This is a genomic window from Pseudomonas sp. ESBL9 (genome assembly GCF_036668715.1).
GTDB classification, from domain to species: Bacteria; Pseudomonadota; Gammaproteobacteria; order Pseudomonadales; family Pseudomonadaceae; genus Aquipseudomonas; species Aquipseudomonas lundensis.
In genome coordinates this window covers 1,012,414-1,030,089 of record NZ_JAZEVV010000001.1, presented here as the reverse complement: position 1 = coordinate 1,030,089, position 17,676 = coordinate 1,012,414, and the positions used below count along the sequence as shown (strand labels likewise).

At 63.0% G+C, this 17,676-nt stretch carries 14 protein-coding genes; 12 read left to right on the top strand and 2 right to left on the bottom strand.

Annotation, left to right across the window (positions count from 1 at the left end; translation table 11 throughout):
- Positions 1–206 precede the first annotated feature (206 nt).
- The 3 genes from V6F78_RS04420 (at position 207) to V6F78_RS04410 (ending at position 4,477) form a co-directional block, all read left to right on the top strand.
- Complete coding sequence (locus V6F78_RS04420; protein ID WP_047293262.1) at positions 207–1,508, top strand: OprD family porin; 1,302 nt, start codon at positions 207–209, stop codon at positions 1,506–1,508.
- Positions 1,509–1,615: 107 nt separating this feature from the next.
- Positions 1,616–2,368: a precorrin-6A synthase (deacetylating) gene (gene cobF / locus V6F78_RS04415; RefSeq protein WP_094990778.1), complete on the top strand. Its 753-nt coding sequence runs from the start codon at positions 1,616–1,618 to the stop codon at positions 2,366–2,368.
- Between the two features lie 111 nt (positions 2,369–2,479).
- Positions 2,480–4,477: an acyltransferase family protein gene (locus V6F78_RS04410; protein WP_332726702.1), complete on the top strand. Its 1,998-nt coding sequence runs from the start codon at positions 2,480–2,482 to the stop codon at positions 4,475–4,477.
- Here V6F78_RS04410 and V6F78_RS04405 read toward each other — a convergent pair.
- A complete protein-coding gene (locus V6F78_RS04405; protein WP_314399664.1) occupies positions 4,469–5,761 on the bottom strand; it encodes a glycosyltransferase in 1,293 nt (430 codons plus the stop codon). The genes V6F78_RS04410 and V6F78_RS04405 overlap by 9 nt on opposite strands.
- 163 nt (positions 5,762–5,924) lie before the next feature.
- Here V6F78_RS04405 and V6F78_RS04400 point away from each other — a divergent pair, with 163 nt between their 5' ends.
- The 5 genes from V6F78_RS04400 (at position 5,925) to V6F78_RS04380 (ending at position 13,338) form a co-directional block, all read left to right on the top strand.
- Positions 5,925–7,112 carry an acyl-CoA dehydrogenase family protein gene (locus tag V6F78_RS04400; protein WP_314399662.1) on the top strand — a complete coding sequence of 396 codons (1,188 nt, stop codon included), beginning with the start codon at positions 5,925–5,927 and terminating at the stop codon, positions 7,110–7,112.
- A 112-nt stretch (positions 7,113–7,224) separates the two neighbouring features.
- A complete protein-coding gene (locus V6F78_RS04395) occupies positions 7,225–8,970 on the top strand; it encodes an FAD-binding protein (protein ID WP_169892703.1) in 1,746 nt (581 codons plus the stop codon).
- Positions 8,967–10,670 carry an FAD-binding protein gene (locus V6F78_RS04390; RefSeq protein WP_332726701.1) on the top strand — a complete coding sequence of 568 codons (1,704 nt, stop codon included), beginning with the start codon at positions 8,967–8,969 and terminating at the stop codon, positions 10,668–10,670. Before V6F78_RS04395 ends, V6F78_RS04390 begins: the two co-directional genes overlap by 4 nt.
- Positions 10,671–10,679: 9 nt before the next feature.
- Entirely contained in the window at positions 10,680–11,711 is a 1,032-nt protein-coding gene (locus V6F78_RS04385; RefSeq protein ID WP_047293279.1) for a ferredoxin--NADP reductase, read from the top strand.
- A gap of 19 nt (positions 11,712–11,730) precedes the next feature.
- A complete protein-coding gene (locus tag V6F78_RS04380; protein ID WP_332726698.1) occupies positions 11,731–13,338 on the top strand; it encodes a FadD3 family acyl-CoA ligase in 1,608 nt (535 codons plus the stop codon).
- 53 nt (positions 13,339–13,391) lie between these two features.
- Here the strand turns inward: V6F78_RS04380 and V6F78_RS04375 are convergent, their stop codons facing one another.
- Positions 13,392–14,177, bottom strand: a complete 786-nt coding sequence (locus V6F78_RS04375; RefSeq protein ID WP_169835776.1) for an enoyl-CoA hydratase — start codon at positions 14,175–14,177, stop codon at positions 13,392–13,394.
- A gap of 143 nt (positions 14,178–14,320) precedes the next feature.
- On the opposite strand from V6F78_RS04375, the gene V6F78_RS04370 reads away from it, so the two are divergent.
- From V6F78_RS04370 to V6F78_RS04355, 4 genes are read left to right on the top strand one after another with little or no spacing between them, the layout of a single operon-like run.
- The gene (locus V6F78_RS04370) at positions 14,321–15,106 is read left to right on the top strand and encodes an SDR family oxidoreductase (protein WP_048377239.1); all 786 of its coding nucleotides are present in this window, start codon (positions 14,321–14,323) and stop codon (positions 15,104–15,106) included.
- A gap of 54 nt (positions 15,107–15,160) precedes the next feature.
- Positions 15,161–16,138: a bifunctional MaoC family dehydratase N-terminal/OB-fold nucleic acid binding domain-containing protein gene (locus V6F78_RS04365; protein WP_048377238.1), complete on the top strand. Its 978-nt coding sequence runs from the start codon at positions 15,161–15,163 to the stop codon at positions 16,136–16,138.
- Between the two features lie 10 nt (positions 16,139–16,148).
- Complete coding sequence (locus V6F78_RS04360) at positions 16,149–17,282, top strand: acyl-CoA dehydrogenase family protein (protein WP_047293283.1); 1,134 nt, start codon at positions 16,149–16,151, stop codon at positions 17,280–17,282.
- Positions 17,254–17,673, top strand: a complete 420-nt coding sequence (locus V6F78_RS04355; RefSeq protein WP_047276748.1) for a MaoC family dehydratase — start codon at positions 17,254–17,256, stop codon at positions 17,671–17,673. The genes V6F78_RS04360 and V6F78_RS04355 overlap by 29 nt, the downstream gene beginning before the upstream one ends.
- Positions 17,674–17,676: the final 3 nt, after the last annotated feature.

Here is a 17,676-nt window from a genome sequence, read left to right as displayed (position 1 = left end):
TATGGGTGAAACGCTATTAACGACGTGAATAGGGTTAAATTTGGGCAAAAGGCCATCATTTGCGACTAAGGTCGTATGAGGCAGCGGCTTAGCCTTTCGTACAATTGCGCCCCCTTTTGCATTGAGCGCTTTCGCCCCGGTTTTTGACCGAAGGTGCAGGCTCAATGGTTTTCGTCTTGCGAATGATTCGCTGCTGGAGCTTGTACATGGTTGTCCCTTTTTCGTTGTTGCCACCGTGCCGGGTTGCACGCCTGAGCGCGCTGGCCGTGTGCGCCGGTTTTGCCGCACATACCCAGGCCGGCGGTTTTATTGAAGACAGCACCGCCAAGCTCGAAGCCCGAACCGTGTACTTCAATCGCGATTTCCGGGACGGCAGCACTTCCAGCCCGCAAGGCGCCTCCAAGCGCGAAGAAACCGCCCAGGGGTTTATCCTCAACGTGCAATCTGGCTACACCGAAGGCACCGTGGGCTTTGGTCTGGACGCGCTGGGCATGCTGGGCCTGAAACTGGATTCCAGTCCCGCCGACAGCAACAGCGGGCTGTTGCCTTCGACCGGCAGCGACCCGCGTCGTTCCAAGGACCAATACGCGAAAATCGGCGTCACCGCCAAAATGCGCATATCTGACACGGTGCTCAAGTACGGTGCCTTGCTCCCGGACCTGCCGTTGCTCAAGTACAACGACGGCCGTTTGCTGCCGAACATGTTCAACGGCGCGATGCTGGTGTCCAAAGATGTCAACGACCTGACCATCATGGCATCGCGCCTCAATCGCTACACCGCGCGTGATTCCACCGACCCGCAGGATTTGCGCCTCAACTGCAAGAACAAGCGTTATGGCTGCAACATCACGGCCGATCACTTCAACATGTACGGCCTGGACTACAAGGTTAACGAGCGTCTGACCGCGCAGTACCACTACGCCGAACTGCAAGACATCTATCGCCAGCAATTCGTCGGTCTGCTGGCCAACCAGCCGATCGGGCCGGGCGTGCTGTCGGCCGACGTGCGCCTGCTCAAAAGTGACGATACCGGTTCCGCCAAGGCATCGACCATCGACAACCGCGCACTGGGGGCCATGCTGGGTTACTCGCTGGGCGGGCATAAAGTCAGCGCGGGCTGGCAGCGCATGAACGGCGACACGTCCATGCCGTATCTGGATGGCAGCAACCCGTACCTGGTCAACTACCTGCAAGTCAACGATTTCGCCAACGCTCAGGAACGCTCCTGGCAAGTGCGGTACGACTATGACTTCAAGGCTATGGGCTACAACGGCTGGTCGTTCATGACCCGCTACGTGAACGGCGACAACATCAAGGTGGTGGGCCGCGCCGAAGAAGGCAAAGAGTGGGAACGCGACACCGAGGTCAAATACATCGTGCAAAGCGGCACGTTCAAAGACCTGAGCCTGCGTTTTCGCAATGCGACCTACCGCACCAACTACTCAAAATTCGCCCGCGACGTGGACGAAACCCGCCTGATCGTCAGCTACAACCTCAACATCTGGTAACGCACATTCTGCGCGAGTCAGCCCAGTATTGACCGGCTGATTCGCGGTGCGGACGTCGGCTTGACCCTCTATAGTCAGCGGCACGACGACTGCGGAGCCTTCTGTGCATGAAAACCCTTCTGCTGATTGGCATGGGCGCTGGCGATCCTGAACACATCACGGTGCAGGCGATCGAAGCGCTCAATCGTGCGTCCGTGTTTTTTGTACTGGATAAAGGCCCCATTACCCAGGATCTGGTCCGGCTTCGGCTGGACATCTGCCAGCGTTACATCCGTAACCCGGCGTATCGCGTGGTTCAGGTCAACGATCCCAAGCGTGACAGCGCAACCGCGTCTTACACCGCCGGGGTCGAGCACTGGCACGCGCAACGCGCCGAGGTCTACGCACGCCTGATCGACAGCGAACTGGGCGACGGAGCCTGCGGGGCTTTTCTGTTGTGGGGCGAGCCTGGGTTATACGACAGCACGCTGCGTATTCTTGAGCGGGTTCGTGAGCAGGGCAGCAGCGCGTTTGACTATCACGTGATCCCCGGCATCAGCAGTGTGCAGGCCCTCGCGGCCCGGCATCGCATTCCCCTCAACGGCATCGGCCAGCCGATCCGCATCACCACCGGGCGACAACTGTGCGCCGATGACCTGGACAACGTCGTGGTCATGCTCGACGCCCAGTGTGCGTTCGAAGCCTTTGTCGACGAAGACCTCGACATTTATTGGGGCGCTTACCTCGGCACCGCCGATGAAATCCTGATTGCCGGCAAGTTGCGCGACGTGTGCGCACAGATCAAACACGCCAGGACGCAGGCGAGGCTGCGTAAAGGGTGGATTATGGACACCTATGTGTTGCGTCGGCGAACAGACTGAACGTCAAAGCCGAGCAGCGTACTACGTGAACTTGGGACACAGCCTACTGCCGTTAACCCGACGCCAAGTTAGTGTCAAAGCGGTCAATTATCCGCGTGCGCAGGTTCCTCAATGTCCAGACACTCTCGTTCCTATATCCCCGGCATTGATGGCCTGCGGGCCATTGCCGTGCTTTCTGTCATCATCTTCCACACCGATTACCTGAACATTCTGCCCGGCGGGTTTGTCGGGGTGGACATGTTCTTTGTCATTTCGGGGTATGTCATCAGCCAATCGCTGAGTGAACGATCGTCTGGCGGTTTGATTGGGTCTCTGGGGGATTTTTATCGACGTCGTTGTGCGCGCATTCTTCCTGCATTGTTGTGTGTACTGCTGGTCAGCTTTGTGCTGTCTGCGATGTTCATGCCGCAGTTTTGGCTCAGTGACCATATCAATCGCACCGGGCTCGCTGCTTTCTTGGGGCTGAGCAATGGGGTGCTGGCATTGCACACCGACACCTATTTTTCCCCCGGTAGCGACCTCAATCCTTTTCTTCATACGTGGTCATTAGGGGTTGAAGAACAGTTTTATGTGCTGTTTCCCGCGTTGTTTTGGGTGTGGCTACGGTATCGCGAACGCTCTTTTGTTGCGCGGATGCTGCTGCCAATGTTGGCGTTTGTATCACTGGTCACGTGTGCGCTGCAGACAACGACCGCGCCATTGTCGGCGTTTTACCTTTTGCCCGGTCGTTTTTGGGAATTGGCCGCCGGGGCCATGCTGTTTCAGGTCATTGGTGCCCGACGAGGCTCTTTAGCCTCAGCGCCACTGGCCAACGCTGCGTTAGTGTCTGGCGCGGCTTTTTTGATTGTCAGTTTTTGGTTCGCCCGGCCTGAGCAGTTTCCGTTTCCGTGGGCGTTGGTCACGGTGCTGGGTACGTTGTTGATGCTGTCGGCCATCCTATTACCCGCGCCCCACGTTGCCTCGCCGCTGCTAAGGGTGCTGCAATGCCGGACACTGACGTATATCGGTTTATTGTCCTATTCGCTGTACCTGTGGCACTGGCCCGTCAGGGTGTTTTTTAAGTGGACGACGGGATTGGAGTTGCTTTGGGTGCAGTGGGTGTATCCCGTACTGGTTTTTTCGCTGGCCGCGATGTCGTATCACTGGATTGAAAGACCCGTCCGCTCAAGCATCTCGCTGCGCCAGCGGTCACCGGTGCTGACGCTCGCCATGAGCGGCGCGGCAGTGGTTTTTTTCGTATTGACCTCAGTTGCCATCACCCGTAACACAGAACAGCTATCACTGAGTCAGACCCGAGACACTTATACCTGGTACGCCTATCGCCATTGGCCAAGAGATCCCTTGGCAACGGTCGACGATCCGCGTTTGCAAGGTCGACAGTTGTTCGTCATGGGCGATTCTCACGCAGCCGCTTACCGTACCTTGTTCACGTTGATTTCCCAACAATTGGGGGTCAAGGTCATCGAGTATGAGCGTGGGGGGTGTGGCGTACTGACCTTGCTCGCGAGCGACTCGGCCAAATGTGCGCCACCTCGCGAAGCTGATTTCAAGGACATTGAGGCGCGTGCCCGGCCGGGTGACATCGTGTTTCTCCCCTCGTTGCGGATGCCTGAACTTCAGGGGATCGGCTGGGCCAGAGGCCAAGAAGCGGTCGTCAGTGAGCTGCTAGCCCGTATTGAGCGTGATCAGCCAGCGGCAGAGGCGTCGGCGCTAGCGACGCTGAGCAGGCTGTACGCGCTTGACGTGCAGGTGTTGGTCGAAGCACCCAAACCGCTGTTCAAGGCCGCACCCAGCCGCTGTTCTGACTGGTTCAATCAGATGAATCCGGTGTGCGCGCCGGGGCTGACAATGGTTCGCAGCACATTGCAAAAGTTGAGCGCGCCACAAAGGGCATTGCTGGTACGTCTGCGACAGCGGTATCCCGCGCTGGCCGTGTGGGATCCGTTCCCGGTGCTGTGCCCGACGGCCATGTGTTCGGCCTATGACCCCAAAAACGGCAAACCGCTGTTCTTTGACTCCAACCACCTCAGTGGCCACGGCAATCGCGTGCTGGCGCCATCCTTCAGTGCCGCACTACAAGCCCTGTGGGGGATCACGCCGTTAGAGTGAGCGGTTTTTGGCCTCAATCCACTGCGCCATGTATTGCGTACTTTTGTGATGGTGATGGCGCAACATGGCCCCGGTGAAATTGTTGCGACGATGACGTTGAAGGTCGACACGACAGGCCTCGATACGCTGCACCAGCGCCGGGCCATGAATGCTCTGCTGATAGCGCGCAGCCAGCAATGCCCGGCCATGCGCTTGAGCCTGCTGCCACGCGGCCTCGTTGCGGTACAACTCGATGGCCGCGGCGGCAAGCGCGGTTGCCGAAGTGGCAATGGCCCCGGCCCATGGCAAGTCACCGTGCATGCCCTCGGCACCCACCGGCGTGGTGACGTTGGGGGTGCCGCACAGCATGGCGTCAGCGATTTTGCCCTTGATGCCTGCCCCAAAGCGCAACGGCGCCAGGCAGACCCGCGCCTGGCGCATCACTGCCAGGGCATCCTCGGCCCAGTTGAGGACATGGAACCCCTGGGCCGGGTTATGCAAGGCGGTGGCCTTGGGCGGGGTATAAGCGCCATAAATGTGTAACTGGGCATCCGGCAGTTGCTGACGGATCAGCGGCCAGACCGTGGTCTTCATCCACAGCACCGCGTCCCAGTTTGGCGCATGGCGAAAGTTGCCGATGCTCAAGAAGTGCTGGCGCTGCGCGTAGGGCACAAACGTTTCGGGCACGCCCTCGACCATAAGCGGGCACAGGTGCAGCAAGGCGTTGGGGACGTGAAACTGCTCCACCAGCAAGTCGATCTCGTAGTCGGAAATCATCAGGTTCAGGTCGCTGCGGTAAATCGCGGCCAGCTCGCGCTGCGCGAGGTCGGTGTCGGCCATGTGCTCGAAGATCGCATGCGGGGCAGGGGCGAACAGCGCGCTGAAATCGTCCGGGTCGCTGTCGTGCTTGAGGCGCGCCTTGAGCTGCTGATGGCGGGCGTCGCGCAGGCTTTGCAGGTCTGAGGTTTCCAGCACCCGCAGGGCCTGGGGGCAGTGTTTCTCGACCCGCCAGCCGAATTGTTCCTCCATCATGAAACGGTCAAATAGCACGATGTCCGGCGCCAGTTCCCGGATAAAGGTATCGAAACTGCTGTTGTTCAGCGCGATGCTGACCTCGTCGATCCCCAGCGCCGCCAGATCCGCCTTGTGCTCGCCCACGCCTGCGGGGCTGCTGAACGTGATGTGCCAGCCCTGCTGCAAAAAACTCTCGATGATTTGCATCATGTGCCCACCGGCCGCTGACGAGCGCGGTTCCGGCCACACGTAACCGATGATCAGGACGCGGGTGGGGGCAGTCGACGGCATGGGGCAGTTCCTTGAAACACGGAGGCTGAAAAAAGGCGGCAATTAAACCACAACGGGGTTAGGGCTAGTCCGCTTTGACGATGATGGCCACCGTCACAGGCCGGATTATTCGTCACAGACCGCCCGCGCATTCGCGCAGCGAGAGACTGACGGAGAACCAAAGATGGACCCGACCCGAGTGAAAAGTCCGATAGAGCTTGAGCTGCTGGAACGCGCACGCACCCTGATCCCGGCCCTGCAAAGCCGTTCGGTCCAGGCCGACAAAGACTGCAAGCTGCCGGATGCCACGGTGCGCGACTTGCAGGAAACCGGTTTGCTGCGCGCCTTGCAGCCCAAGGCGTGGGGTGGTCACGAAGTGGACATTCGCACGTTCTTTGAAATCCAGATGATCCTGGCCGAAGGCTGCATGTCCACGGCCTGGGTGTTTGGCGTGATGGGCGTCCACCCCTGGCAACTGGCCCGCTACCCGGAACAGGCCCAGCGCGACGTGTGGGGCGAAGACAGCGCGGCGCTGGTGGCCTCCACCTACATGCCGGTGGCCAAGGTGACGCCGGTCAAAGGCGGGTATCAGATCAGCGGCCGCTGGGGGTTTTCCAGTGGCAGTCAACACGCGCAGTGGTGTTTCCTCGGCGGCATCGTGCCGCAAGACGAAACCGGCCCCACTGAGCATGGGACCTTCCTGCTTCCGGCCAGCGATTACCGGATTGAACAGAACTGGGACGTGTTGGGCCTGCGCGGCAGCGGCAGTCACGACATTGTGGTCGAAGACGTTTTCGTGCCCGCCCACCGCGTACAACGCACCAACAACTACAGCGTCGAAGCCACCCCCGGCCGCTTGATCAACACCAACCCGATGTACTCGATCCCGTTCGCCCAGGTGTTTGCCCGGGCGGTCTCGACCTCGGCCATGGGTGCCTTGCAAGGGGCGATCAACGCGTTTCGCGACAACGCTGCCGGGCACATCGGCAAGCATGGCGCCAAAACCGCCGAAGACCCGGCCGCGCAAGCCGCCGTGGCAGAAGCGATCATCACCGTGGACGCCCTGAAACTGGTGTTGGCGCGCAACTACGGGCACTTGTTGGCGCTGGCCGAAGCGGGCCAGTACCCGGATGTCGAAACGCGCCTGTTGTACCGCTATCAGTCGTCCCACGTGACCAACGTGTGCGCCGATCGCGCCAGCGACCTGCTGCGGTGCATGGCGGCTTCGGGGCTGTACAGCGGCAACCCGGTGGCGCGGTATTTCCGCGACCTGCATCAAGCGCGTGGGCACATCGCCAACAACGAGGCGGCTTACCGGCGCAGTTACGGGCTGGTGCAACTGGGCCTGCCCAACGCCGACCCGTTTGTCTAATCGGCCCCCACGCGTTGACCGCACCGCGCCCGTCGCTGCCCGTGAATGCTCACGGCAGTGGCGGGCGTGACGTCAGCATGAATTTCAGACCTCAGCGGATGGCACAACAACAATGACGGCTCAAGTTCAGTCTCAGTCCAGCTATGACGTGATCGTGGTCGGCTCCGGTGCCGGCGCTATGACCTCGGCCCTGTTCGCCGCCGATCAGGGCCTTTCGGTGCTGATTGTCGAAAAAAGTAACCAGTATGGCGGGACGTCGGCCATCTCCGGCGGCGGCATCTGGATCCCCAACAACCATTACTTCAAAGCCAAAGGCGGGCACGACAGCCCCGAGCTGTCGATGCAATACCTCAAGGCGGCGACCGGTGAACACGGCGATGAGGCGCGTCTGCAGGCCTATCTGGACAATGCCGCGCCGATGATCAAAGCACTGACGCACACGAGTCGTGTGCGGTATGCGGTGGCGGAAAAATACCCCGATTATTACCCGCACCTGCCCGGCGCCTTGCCGGGTGGGCGCACGCTGGACCCGGAGCTGTTCGACACCAGCCTGCTGGGTGACGAGCTGGCGAACCTGCGTAAGCCGTCGCCCTCCACCTTGCTGATGGGGCGCATCGCCTGGACCGCACGGGACGCGCACACCGCCATGGCCCGCAGTTTTGGCTGGCAATGGCTGATCTTCAAATTGATGGCGCGCTACAAACTGGATTTCAAATGGCGCCGTAAAAGCAAATTTGATCGCCGCGCGGCGCTGGGCAGCTCGCTGGTGGCGTCACTGCGCCGCTCGCTGATGGACCGCAACGTGCCGCTGTGGTTGAACACCGATTTTGAAGAGCTGCTGGTCGACGATCAGCGCGTGACCGGGATTAAAGTCCGCAGCGCGGGCAACGTGCTGACGCTCAAGGCGCGGCGCGGGGTGATTTTTGGTTCGGGCGGCTTTGAGCAGAATCAGGCCTTGCGCGAGCAATTCTTGCCGCAACCGACCCGTGCCATCTGGAGCGCCACGCCACCGGGCAACAACACCGGGGCTGCGTTGCAAGCGGGGCTGAAGGCCGGGGCTGCCACGGCCTTGATGGACTGGGCCTGGTGGGCGCCGACCATTGCCGTGCCCGGTGAAGAAAAACCCCGTGGGGTGTTTGCCGAACGGGCGTTTCCGGGCGCCATCGTGGTTAACAGCCTCGGCCACCGGTTTGTCAACGAAGCGGCCCCGTACCTTGAATTTGTCGATGCCATGTACAAAGACAACCTCAAGACCGGCGGGCGTTCGGTGCCCGCGTGGGTCATTTTTGACGGGCACTTCCGTTTCCATTACGCGATGGGCCCGTTGATGCCCGCCCAAGTGGCGCCTGACAGCCGCTTGCGCAAAGAGTGGCTCAACACCGTGTACTGGAAAGCCGACAGCCTGGAGGCCTTGGCCGCGCAAATCGGCGTCGATGCCCAGGGCTTGGGCGATACCGTGCAAAAGATCAATCACTACGCCCAGACCGGTGAAGACCTGGACTTCGCCCGGGGCGGCAACGTTTTTGACCGCTATTACGGCGACAGCAATATCACCCCCAACCCGTGCCTGGCCCCGATTCGTAAAGGCCCGTTTTACGCCATGCGCCTGGACGCGGGCGACATCGGCACCAAAGGCGGCCTGCTGACCAATCAACACGCCCAAGTGGTGCGTGCCGATGGCCAGCCGATTGCCGGGCTGTACGCCATTGGCAACTGTTCGGCGTCGGTGATGGGCACCAGCTATCCGGGGGCCGGTGGCACCCTCGGTCCGGCCATGACCTTCGGCTACATCGCCGCCCATCACATCGCCCGCCACGCGCCGGTGGCGTCGGCGGCCAAAGCCGAGGCGGCGGTATGAGCCGCCCGGCCGCGCAACACACCAGCAACACCGACATCCTCGCGCCCCTGCGCGCGGGCGACGTGGCCGAGGATGCCTGGCACGACAGCTGTGACGTGCTGGTGATTGGCTGGGGCGCAGCGGGCGCGTGTGCCGCGCTCGAAGCTCGTGCCCACGGCGCCCAGGTGATCGTTGCCGACCGTTTTACCGGCGGCGGGGCCAGCGCCAAGAGCGGCGGCGTGGTCTACGCAGGCGGCGGCACCCGGCAACAGCGGGCGGCCGGTTTTGATGACAGCCCGCAAGCGATGTTCGATTACCTGAAACACGAAACCGGGGGCGTCATCCGCGACGACACCCTGCGCCAATTCTGCGCCGACAGCGTCAGCAACCTGAACTGGCTCGAAAGCCACGGCGCAACGTACGCCCACAGCGTGCCTCCGGGCGGCAAGACCTCATACCCGTCCGATGGCTACTTCCTGTATTACTCCGGCAACGAGCTGGTGCCGTCCCACAGCGGCCCGCAAGCGCCAGCGCCTCGCGGCCATCGCACGGTGGGCAAGGGCCAGTGCGGAGCAGTGTTGTATGGCCACCTGCAAGACGCTTGCCTGCGCGCCGGGGTCCAGCCGTTGCTGCAAGCGGCCGCCCGGCGTCTGGTGATCGACGACGCGGGCAGCGTGGTCGGTGCCGAACTGTGGCGCCTGCCGACCGGCTCGCGCGAGGCCCGGCAACATGCCCGCCTGGCGGCACGGGCTGAGCGCCTGCAGAACTTCGCCCCCGGGTATTGCGACCGTTTGCGCCAGACCGTCAGTCAACTGGAACGCGAGCATGCCCGGCCGGTGCTGATACGGGCGCGCAAGGGCGTGATTCTGAGCACGGGCGGGTTCATCTTCAATCGCGACCTGATCCGCGAACATGCTCCTACATTTCGCCGCAACTTCAAGGTCGGCGCCACCGGCTGCGATGGCAGCGGCCTGCGTCTGGGCCAATCGGTGGGCGCGCAGAGTGACCGCCTGAGCCGGGTGTCGGCCTGGCGCTTTATCAACCCGCCGTTTTGCTGGCCCAAAGGCATTGTGGTCAACACCGAAGGCCGCCGTTTTTGCAACGAAGAAGTCTACGGCGCCACCCTCGGCCAGCCGCTGTGCGAAGAGCAGGGCGGTAAAGCCTGGCTGGTGCTGGATGCACGCTTGCGCAAGCAGGCGATTCGTCAGGCGCTGTTTGACGGTTACTGGTGGTTTCAGGCGTTGCCAGCGCTGGCGTTGATGCTGCTCAAGGTGCGCAAGGGTCGCGATGCGTCGCAACTGGCTGCCGCCTGCGGCATGCACGGCGCCACGCTGGAATCTGCCTTGCAAGCCTACAACGCAGGGGCGCGCGGCACGGCGCCCGATGCGTTTGGCAAATCGCCGGGCAGCCGTCAGGTGCTGGATCAAGGCCCGTTCTATGCCTGTGACATCAGCGTCAGCAACCCGGTGTTTCCGTTGGGCGCGCTGACCTTGGGCGGTCTCAAAGTGGACGAGCACACCGGCGCAGTACTGGACGGCCACGGCCAACCCATTGCCGGGCTGTACAGCGCCGGGCGAACCGCCATCGGCATCGCCTCGCACTTGTACATCAGCGGCCTGTCGCTGGCCGATTGCGTGTTTTCCGGTCGCCGCGCCGGCAAGGCCGTGGCGATCGGCACGCAAACGCGGTCTTTCGCGCACGACGTTGCCAGCCTGGGATGAGTATTTGACATGACCACACCCGCTTACCATGCCCTGCGCGTTGCGCGCATCATCACCGAAACCCCGGACGCCCGCTCTGTGGTGTTTGACGTGCCGCCCGCGCTGCGCGAGCAGTTCACCTACAAACCCGGCCAGTTTCTGACCCTGCGCGTGCCGTTCGAAGGCCGTTGGTTGCCGCGCTGTTATTCGTTGTCCAGCACGCCGCTGCACGATGAGCCGCTGCGCGTGACCATCAAGCAGGTGCGTGACGGCCGCGCCTCCAACTGGTTGTGCCAGCACCTGCGCGAGGGCGATCACCTGGACGTGCTCGCGCCAGCAGGGGCCTTCGTGCCACGCCACTTTGACGATGACTTTGTGCTGTTTGGCGGCGGCAGCGGGGTGACGCCCGTGCTGTCGATCCTGCGCACGGCGCTGATTACCGGCAGCGGGCGGATTTTGCTGATCTACGCCAATCGCGATGAAGCCTCGGTGATCTTCGCCGCCGAGTTGAAGGCCCTGGCCAGCGCCCACCCGCAGCGGCTGCAGGTCATTCATTGGCTGGATTCGGTGCAAGGCATTCCGGCGGTGGCGCAACTGGCCGAAATCGCCCGTCCCTGGGCCCATGCCCAGGCGTTTATCTGTGGCCCCGGCCCCTTCATGGACGCCGCCGTCAGTGCCCTGCAAGGGCTGGGCATGCCACACGGGCGCATTCACGTGGAGCGCTTTGTCTCGCTGCCCGAAGAAGGCAGCGTGCCCGCGTTGCCCGCCGTGAACCCCGAGGGCGTCAGCAGCCAATTGTCGGTACGCCTCGACGGCGAAGAGTTCGAGCTGCCGTGTGGCGAAGGCGAAACCCTGCTCAGCGCCATGCAGCGCGCCGGGTTGAGCCCTCCCAGTTCGTGCCTGGTGGGGTCGTGTGCCACCTGCATGTGTACGGTCGAGCGCGGCGCGGTCGAGATGCTGCGCAACGAGGCCCTCGATCAGCAGGAACTCAGCGAAGGCTGGGTGCTGGCCTGCCAGTCCATCCCGCGCAGTGAACAGTTACGCGTGTGTTTCCCCGAATAATTCGCCAGACGAGTGACCGATGAATTCCAGCCATGACCCCCTGCGGGACGCCACGCCAAACCTGCCGCGCTCCATCCCACACTTGTTGCAGCAAGCGGCGCAACAGCATGCCGGGCGCACGGCCATTGAAGAAGATGGGCAGTGCACGGACTATCGGGACTTGCCCCGACTGGCCCTGGCCGTAACCCGCAGCCTGATGGCGCTGGGCATCGAGAAGGGCGACCGGGTGGCAATCTGGGCACCCAATGGCCGGGACTGGATCCTCGCCGCACTCGGCATCCATTGCGCGGGAGCGGTCATGGTGCCGATCAACACCCGCATGAAAGGCAACGAAGCGGCCGACATCCTGCAGCGCAGCGGCAGTCGCGTGCTGTTTGTGCAGCCGAGCTTTCTGGGCATTGATTACCCGGCCATGCTTGCCCCGCATCGTCCGGCCAGCCTTGAGCAACTGATCCTGCTGGGTCAACCACCGGTTGCCAGTGAGCGCGACCTGGGCTGGCCCGTGTTCCTGAGCCAGGGCGCGACGGTCAGTGAAAGCCTCGCGCAGGCGCGAGCGACCAGTGTGCAGAGCACCGACCTGAGCGACTTGCTGTTCACCTCCGGGACCACGGGTAAACCCAAAGGCGTGATGAGCGCCCACGGGCAAAACCTGCGCGCCTTCAGCGAGTACGTGAAGGTGATTGGCTTGCAGGCGGGTGACCGTTATCTGGTGATCAATCCGTTTTTCCATGCCTTTGGCTACAAGGCGGGCTGGCTGACCTGCCTGCTGGCCGGGGCGACCATCTTGCCGCACGCGGTGTTTGACGCCGAAGCGGTGTTTCAGCGCATTGGCGCCGAGCGCATCAACGTGCTGCCGGGGCCGCCCACGCTGTATTTGTCGATGCTCGCCCACCCCAAACTGGCTGAGACCGATTTATCCAGCCTGCGAATTGCGGTGACGGGCGCGGCCACGATTCCGCCGATCCTGATTGAGCGCATGCGCCATGAGCTGGGGTTTGCTGTCGTCACCACGGCCTATGGGCTGACCGAGTGCGGCGGCCTGGCGACCCTCTGTGACCCGCACGACGCGGCCGAAACCATCGCCGGGACCAGCGGGCGGACGATTCCCGGCACCGAGGTGAGCATTCGCGACCCGCAAAACCACGCGTTGCCAGCGGGTAGCACGGGCGAGATCTGCCTGCGCGGTTTTCATGTGATGCAAGGCTACTTCGAAGACCCCGAGGCCACCGCGCAGACCATTGACCGCGAAGGCTGGCTGCACACCGGCGACATTGGCGTGCTGGATGACGCGGGAAACTTGCGCATCACCGACCGCCTCAAAGACATGTTCATTGTGGGCGGCTTCAACTGCTACCCGGCCGAAATCGAGGCCGGGCTGCTGGAGCACCCGGCAGTTGCACAGGTTGCGGTGATCGGTATTCCCGATGAGCGCATGGGGGAGGTGGGCTGCGCCTGTGTGGTGCTGCGCCACGGCCAGTCGCTGGATGAAACGCAGCTGATTCAATGGGCGCGTACGCACATGGCCAACTACAAAGTGCCACGGCAGGTGCGGTTCTTTGAGGCGCTGCCGGTTAATGCGTCGAACAAAGTGGCGAAGAATGAGCTGCGCAGTGCTGTGAGTGCTTGAGTGATTGCACCGCCAGCCTGCGCCACCTCCTGGAGGTGGGCGCAGGCTCGGCGTTACTTGCCTTCGAACTGCGCGGCGCGTTTTTCGATGAACGCCTGCATGCCCTCCTTCTGATCCCGCGACGCAAACAGTAACGCATTGGCTTTGCGCTCCAGTGCCAAGCCGGTCTCCAGCGGCCCGTCCATCCCGGCCAGGATCACTTCTTTGATTTGCTCGGCGGCCAGCGGGGGCATCGCGGCAATCTGCCGGGCAATCTCCAGTGCATGGGCCTGTACCTGATCATCGTCCACCAGATCACTGACCAGCCCGGCCGTCCAGGCTTCTTCGGCGCTGATGGGCTGTCCGGTCAAGGCCATGCGCATGGCTTTGACCTTGCCCACGGCCCGCACCAGCCGCTGGGTGCCGCCGATGCCCGGCATGATGCCGATGCGGATTTCCGGCTGGCAAAATTTTGCCCCGCGCCCGGCGACGATGATGTCTGCCAGCATCGCCAGCTCACAGCCGCCGCCATAGGCGTAGCCGCACACCGCAGCGATCACCGGCTTGGGGCAGTGCTGGATGGGCGCCCATAGCCGTTCGGTGTGGCGCTGATAAATCTCGATCGGGCCGACCCCGGCCATGCTGTTGATGTCACCGCCGGCAGCAAACACCTTCTCGCCGCCCGTGAGCAGGATGCAGCGCACCTGAGGATTGTCGGCCAGTGCCACGAAATAGCGCGACAGCAAGGCCTGTAATTCAAGGCTCAGGGCATTGGTGGCCTGGGGCCGGTTGAGCCGTAACAGGGCGACGCCCGGGCTCGGGAATTGGAGCAAAACCGGGTCGGTGGAGGGGGCTGACATGGCGGTCCTCATAAACGGTGGCTGGCAGTGCAGCGTGCGCTGAAGTGTTGCGTCGGCGGGGCGCGGCTTCATCGTCCGTTCAGACGACGAGCCCCCGCGAATAAGCCCCTAGAGTGGCTCCATCAGAAGAAAAGGAGCACCTCATGGGCCACTGCTCAGGACTCGATTACACCGACAAGGTGGTGCTGATCACCGGCGGCACCAAAGGCATCGGCGCCGGTATTGCGTGCAGCTTTTTGCAGGCTGGCGCGCGGGTGATTGTGTGTGGCCGCAGCGCGCCTCAAGCACTGCCGCAAGCGGGCGGGGCGCAGGCGATCTTCATGGCCTGCGATGTGCGTGACCCGGACTCGCTCAAGGCCCTGTTCGAGGGCATCCGTGCCGACTTCGGGCATCTGGATGTGCTGGTCAACAACGCCGGTGGCAGCCCTGCGGCCGAGGCGGCCAGCGTTTCGCCGCGTTTTCATGAGGGCATCATTCGCCTGAACCTGATTGCGCCCCTGAATGTGGCGCAACAGGCCAACGTTTTGATGCAGCAGCAGGCCAACGGCGGCTGCATCGTGTTTATCGGCAGCATCAGCGCCTTGCGGGCGTCACCGGGTACGGCGGCCTATGGCGCGGCCAAGGCCGGGGTGCTGGCGCTGGTGCAATCGCTGGCGGTGGAGTGGGCGCCCAAGGTGCGCGTGGTGGCCGTCAGTCCGGGGCTGGTGCGCACCGAGCAATCGCATTTGCATTACGGCGATGAACAGGGCGTGGCCGCTGTCAGCGCCGGGATCCCGGCCGGGCGCATGGCGGTGCCCGAAGACATTGGTAACGCCTGCCTGTTTATCGCCTCGCCCATGGCCGGGTATGCCAGCGGCTGCAACCTGTTGTTGCACGGCGGTGGCGAACGCCCGGCCTTTCTGGGTGCCGCGCAGAACGCCGGGCATTGATCGACCCTTTGCGGCAACCCGCCGGTTGCCGCGCTCATTCCGCAGGAGACGAACTTGGCTGATTCTCAATTGCTAACCGACGTGCGCGCCCTGGTGGGGCGCGAATATGGTCGCGTGTACGCCTGGGACGACGTCAACGCCCCAATGATTCGCCAGTGGTGCGAAATCATGGGCATCGACAACCCGCTGTACACCGACCCTGCCTTTGCGGCCAACAGTGATCAGGACGGGCTGGTAGCACCGCCCTCGATGTTGCAGGTGTGGTGCATGGAAGGCTTTCACGCCAACCATTACCCGCCGGGCTCAACCACCGAAAACCCTTACGAAGTGCTCAAGCTGATCGAGTCCTACGGGTACCCGTCCGTGGTGGCGGTGAACTCGGAACTGACCTTCAACCGCAACCTGCGTCCCGGCGAAAAGCTCTATTACACCACGCGCCTGGATTCAGTGGGCGACGAGAAAACCACAGGGTTGGGTACCGGGTTTTTCGTCACGCTGGTGATGCAGTATTTCGTCGAGCATAAAAGCGGTGATGAAGCCGTCGGGGAGCTGTTGTTCCGCGTCTTCAAGTTCCGCCCGGCGCACCCGCAAACCGCGCCCCAAGCTCCGGCTGACGCGAACGCTGCACCGGTGGCCAAACGCCCCAAGCCGGGCATGAGCGACGACACGCGGTTTTTCTGGGAAGGCTGCGACGCGGGCACGTTGCTGATTCAGCGGTGCACCCAGTGCCAGACCTTGCGCCATCCGCCAGCGCCGGTGTGCATCGAATGCCATTCCTTTGACTGGGACAGCGTGCAGGCCAGCGGCCGCGGGCAGCTGTACTCGTTCGTGATCATGCATTACCCCGAAGTCGCGCCGTTCGATCATCCCAATCCCATTGGCCTGATCGAGCTGCAAGAGGGCGTGCGCATGGTGGCCGGGCTGACCGGGGTCGCGCGCGAGGACTTGCGCATCGGCCAGCCCGTGCAGCTGGAGTTCCAGACCTTTGACGGCGAGCTGACCTTGCCGCTGTTCCGGCCTGTGGCCGAGTAAGGGGGCGCGTATGGATTTCGAATTCACAGACGATCAGCACGCGATCGCGGACATGGCCGGCAGTGTGTTTGCCGACTATTGCACCGACGACCGCTTGCGCCAGTTCGATACCGGTCACCAGGCCTACATGGAGCCGTTGTGGGAACTGTGTATAGAGACTGGCCTGCAAGCCTTGGCCATCCCCGAAGCGCAGGGCGGCAGCGGGTTGGGCATGACCGACCTGATGCAGGTGCTGCAGGCGCAAGGCCAGGCGTTGGGGCAAGTGCCCTTGTGGCGCCACCAATTGGCGGCGGCCACGCTGGCGCGCTTCGGTGATGACTCATTACAGGCCTGGGCCGCGGAGGCGGCGGCCGGACGGGCGTTGCTGACGCTGGACCTGGGCGGGTTGCACAGCGCCCTCGGGGTGCAGTTGCACGCGACCCCACAAGCCGGGGGCTGGCGGGTCAATGGCCGGGTGTCGGCACTGGCATTGGCCGAACAGTCGCAGGCGGCGCTGTTGCCGGTCATGGCGCAAGGGCAACCGCGACTGGCCTGGATCGAACTGGCGTCCAAGGGCATCAAGCACGTGCCGGGGCGCATGACCCACGGCGAGGCCATCGCTGACCTGCACCTTGAGGGGGTGAGCCTCAGTGCCGCGCAGTTGCTGCCGGTCGCGGCCCTGCAATGGCTCGAACCCCGAGCCACGGCAGCGCTGGCCGCCTTGCAACTGGGGGTCAGTGCCGAACAGTTGCGGCGCACCGTGGCATACGTGTCCGAGCGGCGTCAGTTCGACCGCGCCATCGGCAGTTTTCAGGCGGTGCAAATGAGCATGGCCGATGCCCACATTGCCCTCGAAGCCCTGCGCAGTTGCCTCTGGCAGTTGTGTTACCGCCTCGATGCGGGCCTGCCGGCGCCGTCCGAAGCCCTGGCCACGGCCTGGCAGGCGTGCGAAGCCGGGCACCTGATCGGGCATAACGCGCAACACGTACATGGCGGCATTGGCGTCGACCTGACGTACCCGATGCACCGTTTTCTCTACTGGAGCCGGGCCCTGGGCAATGCGCTGGGCGGTTCGGCCGCCAGCCTTGAACGCCTCGGCCATTGGCTGAGCCACCACGACACGCTGGGATGGAAATATGACCTCGAAGAACACCAAGCGCTTTGACGACGTGCGCCCTGGCGAGACCCTGCCGGAACTGGCGATTCCTATCACCGTGGGCCTGATTACCGGAGGGGCGATTGCCACGCGTGATTACTTCCCCGGCCATCACGACCTGCAAGCGGCGCAGGCGCTGGGGTCGCCGCACATCTTCATGAATATCCTCACCACCAACGGTCTGGTGCAGCGTTATGTCGAAGCATGGGCAGGCCCGCAGGCACGTTTTACGTCGCTGAAAATCAAGCTGGGGGCACCGAATTACCCCGGCGACTGCATGACCTTCAACGGCGCAGTCAGCCATCAAGACGCGGCCACGCGCACGGTTGAAATCACCCTCAGCGGCAAAAATTCCATGGGCAACCACGTGACCGGCACGGTCGCGCTGGTTTTGCCCTGACAG

Bases quoted from the DNA above. Each gene is read 5' to 3' on its own strand.
- V6F78_RS04360 (WP_047293283.1), top strand. From the start codon at position 16,149: ATGGATTTCGAATTCACAGACGATCAGCACGCGATCGCGGACATGGCC.
- V6F78_RS04400 (WP_314399662.1), top strand. From the start codon at position 5,925: ATGGACCCGACCCGAGTGAAAAGTCCGATAGAGCTTGAGCTGCTGGAA.
- V6F78_RS04405 (WP_314399664.1), bottom strand. From the start codon at position 5,761: ATGCCGTCGACTGCCCCCACCCGCGTCCTGATCATCGGTTACGTGTGG.
- V6F78_RS04370 (WP_048377239.1), top strand. From the start codon at position 14,321: ATGGGCCACTGCTCAGGACTCGATTACACCGACAAGGTGGTGCTGATC.
- V6F78_RS04390 (WP_332726701.1), top strand. From the start codon at position 8,967: ATGAGCCGCCCGGCCGCGCAACACACCAGCAACACCGACATCCTCGCG.
- V6F78_RS04395 (WP_169892703.1), top strand. From the start codon at position 7,225: ATGACGGCTCAAGTTCAGTCTCAGTCCAGCTATGACGTGATCGTGGTC.
- V6F78_RS04420 (WP_047293262.1), top strand. From the start codon at position 207: ATGGTTGTCCCTTTTTCGTTGTTGCCACCGTGCCGGGTTGCACGCCTG.
- V6F78_RS04355 (WP_047276748.1), top strand. From the start codon at position 17,254: ATGACCTCGAAGAACACCAAGCGCTTTGACGACGTGCGCCCTGGCGAG.
- V6F78_RS04375 (WP_169835776.1), bottom strand. From the start codon at position 14,177: ATGTCAGCCCCCTCCACCGACCCGGTTTTGCTCCAATTCCCGAGCCCG.
- cobF (WP_094990778.1), top strand. From the start codon at position 1,616: ATGAAAACCCTTCTGCTGATTGGCATGGGCGCTGGCGATCCTGAACAC.
- V6F78_RS04385 (WP_047293279.1), top strand. From the start codon at position 10,680: ATGACCACACCCGCTTACCATGCCCTGCGCGTTGCGCGCATCATCACC.
- V6F78_RS04410 (WP_332726702.1), top strand. From the start codon at position 2,480: ATGTCCAGACACTCTCGTTCCTATATCCCCGGCATTGATGGCCTGCGG.
- V6F78_RS04380 (WP_332726698.1), top strand. From the start codon at position 11,731: ATGAATTCCAGCCATGACCCCCTGCGGGACGCCACGCCAAACCTGCCG.